Below are 5,394 nucleotides of genomic sequence, written 5' to 3'. Positions count from 1 at the left end.
GCGCGCTCGCCACGGCCGTACGCCTCGGGGTCGTGGGCCCGCCGCCGCCCGCTCCCGCCTCCCAGGCCCGGCTGCGCGGCGGCCTGCACAGCCGGGCCCGCGACCGGGCCGCCATCAGCCACCACTACGACCTGTCCAACGACTTCTACGCCCTGCTCCTCGACGAGACCATGGCCTACTCCTGCGGCTACTGGGCGAGCGAGAAACCCGGCTTCACCGCCGCCGACGCCCAGCGGGCCAAGCTGGAGCTGATCTGCCGCAAGCTGGGCCTGGTGCCCGGCGCCCGGCTGCTGGACATCGGCTGCGGCTGGGGCTCGCTCACCCTGCACGCCGCCGAACGGCACGGGGCGCAGGTCACCGCCGTCACGCTGGCCCGGGAACAGGCGGCGTACGTCCGCGAGCGGGTGCGCGAGCGCGGCCTGAGCGAGCGGGTGCGGGTGGTGTGCCAGGACTACCGGGACATCGAGGGCGGCGCGTACGACGCCGTCGCCACGGTCGAGATGGGCGAGCACGTCGGCGACGCCGAGTACCCGGCGTTCGCCGCCTCCCTGCACCGGCTGGTGCGGCCGGCCGGGCGGGTGCTGGTGCAGCAGATGTCGCGCGGCCCCGGCGCTCCCGGCGGCGGACCGTTCATCGAGGCGTACATCGCCCCGGACATGCACATGCGGCCGTTGGGCGAGACGGTGGCGCTGCTGGAGGAGGCGGGGCTGGAGATCCGGCACACCGAGTCGCTGCGCGAGCACTACGCCCGCTCGGTCGGCGCCTGGCACCACACCCTGGAGGAGCGCTGGGAGGCGTTCGTGCGGCTGGTGGGCGAGGAGACGGCGCGGGTGTGGCGGCTGTACCTCGTCGGCGCGGCGCTCGCCTTCGAGGAGGGCCGCATGGGCGTCGACCAGCTCCTGGGCGTACGGCCCGCACCCGGCGGCGACAGCGGCCTGCCGGCGACCACCCACGGCTGGTACGAGGGGCTGGAGAAGCCGTGAGCGGGTTCCCCTGGGGCGCGTTCGCGCTCAACCTCGCCTGGGCCGCCGCGGCGGCCCTCGCGGTCATGCTGGTCACCTTCGCGGTGGCGGTGCGCGTCGGCGTGCACCGGATCGTGGACGTGGCCTGGGGGATCGGGTTCACGGCGGTGGCCGTCACGAGTCTGGCCGCGTCCGCCGGGCACGGGGACCCGGTACGGCGGCTGCTGGTCACGGTCCTGACGGCGGTGTGGGGGCTGCGCCTGGCCGTCCACATCGCCCGCCGCGGCCGGGGGCACGGCGAGGACCCGCGCTACGAGGCGATGCTGGCGAAGGCGCCCGGCAGCCGGAACGCCTACGCCCTGCGGATGGTCTACCTGCTGCAGGGCGCCCTGGTGTGGCTGGTGTCCCTGCCCGTGCAGGCCGCCATGTACGTCCCCGGCGCGCCGTCGGCGCTCGCCTGGGCCGGCGCCGCGCTGTGGGCGGTCGGCCTCGGCTTCGAGGCGGTCGGGGACGCGCAGCTCGCCCGGTTCAAGGCCGATCCCGCCAACCGGGGCGCGCTGATGGACCGCGGGTTGTGGGCGTGGACCCGGCACCCCAACTACTTCGGTGACTTCTGCGTCTGGTGGGGTCTGTTCCTCGTGGCGTGCGACTCGCCGGCGGCGGCCGCCGTGTCCGTGGTCTCCCCCGTGGTGATGAGCCTGCTGCTGACCAGGGGCAGCGGGAAGCGGCTGCTGGAGCGGCACATGGCCGACCGGCCCGGCTTCGCCGAGTACAAGGCGCGCACCAGCGGTTTCTTCCCGCTGCCGCCCCGGCGGAGGGCCGGTGCCTGACATGACGGCCCATCTGGTGCCCCTGCGCCGTCCGGCCCGGCCGCGGGCGGCCGTCCTCGTCCTGCACGGCGGGCGGGCGTCGAGCGAGAGCCCGGCCCGGCCCTGGCAGCTCGCCGCGCTCCGCATGGACCCGTTCGTCCGGGCGGTGGCCGCCGCGTCGGCCGACCGGGACGTCCTGGTGGCCCGGGTGCGCTACCGGCTGCGCGGCTGGAACGGCGAGCGCGCCGACCCGGTGCGGGACGTCCGCCGGGCGCTGGGCGAGCTGTCCGGTCCGCTCCCCGTGGTGCTGCTCGGCCATTCCATGGGCGGCCGGGCGGCCCTGCGTGCCGGCGGGCATCCGTGGGTGCGGGGCGTGGTGGGCCTCGCGCCGTGGTGGCCGGCCGGCGAGCCGGTGACCCAGCTGGCGGGCCGGTACGTCGTAGCCCTGCACGGTGACCGGGACCGCGTCACCTCGCTCGCGGAGACGGCCGACTGCGTCCGCCGGGCGCGGGGCACGGCGGCCCGGGCGGGACTGGCCGTGGTCGGGGGCGGCGACCACGCGATGCTGAACCGGCCCCGCCTGTGGCACCGCACCGCCTCCGCGGTGGTCGCCCACCTGCTCGACCCGGACGGCACACCGGACCCGCTGCCCCCGGCGTCCTACGGCAAGGACGGCTTCCCCCTGCAGTGAGCGCCTCAGCGGACGTGGCGGGTGCGGTGGGACGTGCCCTTGAGACGGATCCGGGTGCGGCCTCCGCGGTGGTCGCCCACCTGCTCGACCCGGACGGCACACCGGACCCGCTGCCCCCGGCGTCCTACGGCAAGGACGGCTTCCCCCTGCTGTGAGCGCCTCAGCGGACGTGGCGGGTGCGGTGGGACGTGCCCTTGAGACGGATCCGGGTGCGGCCTCCGCGGTGGTCGCCCACCTGCTCGCCCCGGACGGCACACCGGACCCGCTGCCCCCGGCGTCCTACGGCAAGGACGGCTTCCCCCTGCTGTGAGCGCCTCAGCGGACGTGGCGGGTGCGGTGGGACGTGCCCTTGAGACGGATCCGGGTGCGGCCTCCGCGGTGGTCGCCCACCTGCTCGACCCGGACGGCACACCGGACCCGCTGCCCCCGGCGTCCTACAGCAAGGACGGCTTCCCCCTGCTGTGAGCACCTCAGCGGACGTGGACGGTGCGGTGGGACGTGCCGCTGAGGCGGATCCGGGTGCGGCTCGTGCGGGGTGCCGCGGCCTCCTCCGCCTCCGCCGCCAGGGCCGAGAGGCCGGGCAGCACGGCGTCCGGGGAGGTGCCGGGTTCCAGCCAGACCCGCAGGCCGACGTCCAGACGCGATCCGCCGCGGGGCAGCACCCGGGCGCGGCAGCGGGCGATGCCGGGCAGCTGGGCCACACGGGCCGACAGGGCCTCGGCCAGCGTGCGGGGATGCACCGTGGCCCCCGGTGACGGCAGGGCGAGCGGCCGCACCCGGCCGGAGTGCAGCTGTGCGAGGGCCCAGCGGACGAACAGCACGGTCAGCACGGTCGCGGCGGCCATGACGACCGGCGTCCACCAGGTCTCCCCGCGCAGCCGCGCCAGCCCGGCCCGGTCGACCAGGACCGATCCCCTCCCCGCGGCGGGCCACCAGGACGGCAGCCGGGCCGCGACAGCGGGATCACTGGCGACGAGCCGGCTCCCCACCCCGAGCAGCCCGACCCCGACGACTCCGAGCACGACCCGATTCACCCCACCACGACCCCACGCCCTCACCACGCACCTCCGAATCGTGCAGCCGACGGCGCCGGGGCGGCCCCTTGCTGCGGGGCACGTGCGGCGTCGTGCCGCGGGGTCTCCGGTGGTCGCGGGTGCGGCGGCCGCCAGAGCGGTTCGGGTACGACCCTGACGTGCAGGCGGGGGGTGCGGCGCAGGCGGGAGGCGGTCAGGGCGTCCCGGGCCGCGGCCGTGACGGCGGCGCGGGCCGCCTCGCGGTCGCCGAAGGCGAGGGCCGCCCGCACCGTCACGCGCCGGCGCCGGGCCCGTACGCGCGCCGAGGCGACGCCGTCGACGGCCGCGACCGCGTCGCGGACCAGGTTCGCCGTCGCCGAACGGTCCACCGCCACGGTCACCCCGGCCGCGGGCGTGCCGACGGTCCACTGGTGACGGCGGCCGGGCGCGAGGGCGAGCAGGATCATCCACACGCCCGCGAGAGCGATCAGCGCGCCGCCGGCGACCACCGCCGGGTCCCCGGGACCGTGGTCCGACAGCCACTGCACGGCACCGGTGCGCCAGGCGCCGGCGGGCCGGTCCGCGAGGTGCACCCGGAACAGGTCGAAGGCGAGCGCCCCGCAGCTCACGGCGGCGGCCCAGGCCATCAGGGCGACCGGCACCCCGCGCGTCGACCACCACCGCCGGGGCGTACGGAGCCCGGTGGCCACCGGGAGGGCCTCCCGCGCCGGGACCGCGGAGGTCGCCGACGGCGTGAGGGAGGTGACGCCGATGCGGGTCAGGGGGACGTCGAGTCCCGTCAGCCGTCTGGTGCGCTCCGTGACGTGGGACTGGACGTCCCGCACGGTGTCGGCCAGCGGGGCCGGATAGGGCAGGGTCAGCCTGAGGGAGACCTCGGCGCTCGTGCCCCGTACCGACGCCGCCGAGCCGACCACCCGGACGGCCCGCGCCTCGGTGGCCGCCCGCTCGGCGATCCTGCGCACCGCCCGCTGCGAGACGGTGGTGGTCCCCCGTTCCGCGGCCGCGGTCATCGGCGGCTCCGCTCGAAGGCGTCCCGGACGTCCCGGACGCTGCCGCCGCTCTCGGCCCACCGGCCCAGCGCCCAGCCGAGGCCGCCGAGCGCGGCCACGAGCAGGAAAGCGCCGAACCCGCCGAAGTAGCCGGCGAACGCGAGCGCCATGCCCGCGATCATCCCCATGAACGCCGTGCTCATGTCTCTGGTCCCCTCTCCCGGATCGACGGCCACTACTCCACGCGGACCCCGGCCGTGGTCTCGGGCTCCTCCTCCTCGGGCAGCCGGACGTCGTTGACGGTGATGTTCACCTCGACGACCTCCAGCCCGGTGATCCGCTCGACCGCGGAGATGACGTTCTCCCGCACGTCCCGGGAGACGTCCGTGATGGCAACGCCGTACTCGACGACGAGGTCGAGGTCGATGGCGGTCTGCCGCTCGCCCACCTCGACCTTGACGCCGCGGCCGATGTTGGGGCGCCCGCCGGGTACGCGGTCGCGCACCGCGCCGATGGTGCGGGACAGGCCGCCGCCCATGTCGTGGACGCCGGGGATCTCGCGGGCCGCGATGCCCGCCACCTTCACGACGACCACGTCGGCGATCGACGTGCGGCCGCGGTCGGCGGCCGGCTGGTCGGCGCCGGTCGCGCCGCCGGACACGGCCGTCGTCTTCGCCGGCGCCCCGCTGGTGCGCGGCGTGGACACGTCCTTGGCGGTGAGTGCGGTCTGGGGGGTCTGCGTGGTCATGGCACGTTCCTTCCTGGCCGTCTGTGGTCTCACTTCGTTGGACCCGGCGCGGCCGGCCCTGTGACGCGGAAACCGGAAAAAGGGGCCGGGCACCACCGCGCGCGTGGTGCCCGGCCCCTGAGGAGGCGTCAGCTGGTCGGCATCAGGACCGAGTCGACGAT

At 76.5% G+C, this 5,394-nt stretch carries 10 protein-coding genes; 6 read left to right on the top strand and 4 right to left on the bottom strand.

Annotation, left to right across the window (positions count from 1 at the left end):
- From M8J74_RS43640 to M8J74_RS43620, 6 genes are all read left to right on the top strand, one after another.
- A partial coding sequence (locus tag M8J74_RS43640; RefSeq protein ID WP_249841701.1) for an SAM-dependent methyltransferase occupies positions 1–983 on the top strand: 983 nt, incomplete at its 5' end.
- Positions 980–1,792: a DUF1295 domain-containing protein gene (locus tag M8J74_RS43635; RefSeq protein ID WP_249841700.1), complete on the top strand. Its 813-nt coding sequence runs from the start codon at positions 980–982 to the stop codon at positions 1,790–1,792. The genes M8J74_RS43640 and M8J74_RS43635, both read left to right, overlap by 4 nt.
- Position 1,793: 1 nt before the next feature.
- Complete coding sequence (locus tag M8J74_RS43630) at positions 1,794–2,462, top strand: alpha/beta fold hydrolase (RefSeq protein ID WP_249841702.1); 669 nt, start codon at positions 1,794–1,796, stop codon at positions 2,460–2,462.
- Positions 2,463–2,488: 26 nt separating this feature from the next.
- A complete protein-coding gene (locus M8J74_RS44755; protein WP_283949323.1) occupies positions 2,489–2,617 on the top strand; it encodes a hypothetical protein in 129 nt (42 codons plus the stop codon).
- A complete protein-coding gene (locus M8J74_RS43625) occupies positions 2,614–2,772 on the top strand; it encodes a hypothetical protein (protein WP_249841699.1) in 159 nt (52 codons plus the stop codon). The genes M8J74_RS44755 and M8J74_RS43625 overlap by 4 nt, the downstream gene beginning before the upstream one ends.
- Positions 2,769–2,927 (top strand): hypothetical protein, encoded by a 159-nt coding sequence (locus M8J74_RS43620; protein ID WP_249841698.1) that lies wholly within the window; start codon positions 2,769–2,771, stop codon positions 2,925–2,927. The genes M8J74_RS43625 and M8J74_RS43620 overlap by 4 nt, the downstream gene beginning before the upstream one ends.
- Positions 2,928–2,932: 5 nt before the next feature.
- On the opposite strand, the gene M8J74_RS43615 is transcribed toward M8J74_RS43620, so the two are convergent.
- The 4 genes from M8J74_RS43615 to M8J74_RS43600 are packed head-to-tail and all read right to left on the bottom strand — an operon-like array spanning position 2,933 to position 5,233.
- Positions 2,933–3,484 (bottom strand): hypothetical protein, encoded by a 552-nt coding sequence (locus tag M8J74_RS43615; RefSeq protein WP_249841697.1) that lies wholly within the window; start codon positions 3,482–3,484, stop codon positions 2,933–2,935.
- Between the two features lie 32 nt (positions 3,485–3,516).
- Positions 3,517–4,506, bottom strand: a complete 990-nt coding sequence (locus M8J74_RS43610) for a DUF6286 domain-containing Asp23/Gls24 family envelope stress response protein (protein WP_249841696.1) — start codon at positions 4,504–4,506, stop codon at positions 3,517–3,519.
- Positions 4,503–4,688 (bottom strand): hypothetical protein, encoded by a 186-nt coding sequence (locus tag M8J74_RS43605; RefSeq protein WP_063824556.1) that lies wholly within the window; start codon positions 4,686–4,688, stop codon positions 4,503–4,505. Before M8J74_RS43605 ends, M8J74_RS43610 begins: the two co-directional genes overlap by 4 nt.
- A gap of 32 nt (positions 4,689–4,720) precedes the next feature.
- Positions 4,721–5,233 (bottom strand): Asp23/Gls24 family envelope stress response protein, encoded by a 513-nt coding sequence (locus tag M8J74_RS43600; RefSeq protein ID WP_249841695.1) that lies wholly within the window; start codon positions 5,231–5,233, stop codon positions 4,721–4,723.
- Positions 5,234–5,394 lie beyond the last annotated feature (161 nt).

It is taken from the genome of Streptomyces panaciradicis, assembly GCF_023516615.1.
GTDB lineage: Bacteria > Actinomycetota > Actinomycetes > Streptomycetales > Streptomycetaceae > Streptomyces > Streptomyces panaciradicis.
Note: the sequence above shows the minus strand (reverse complement) of the source record. Positions and strands in the feature narration are given on the sequence as shown.

What these genes read in the sequence shown, in the direction of transcription:
- M8J74_RS43600 (WP_249841695.1), bottom strand. Translation starts at nt 5,233, where the DNA reads ATGACCACGCAGACCCCCCAGACCGCACTCACCGCCAAGGACGTGTCC.
- M8J74_RS43630 (WP_249841702.1), top strand. Translation starts at nt 1,794, where the DNA reads ATGACGGCCCATCTGGTGCCCCTGCGCCGTCCGGCCCGGCCGCGGGCG.
- M8J74_RS43605 (WP_063824556.1), bottom strand. Translation starts at nt 4,688, where the DNA reads ATGAGCACGGCGTTCATGGGGATGATCGCGGGCATGGCGCTCGCGTTC.
- M8J74_RS43610 (WP_249841696.1), bottom strand. Translation starts at nt 4,506, where the DNA reads ATGACCGCGGCCGCGGAACGGGGGACCACCACCGTCTCGCAGCGGGCG.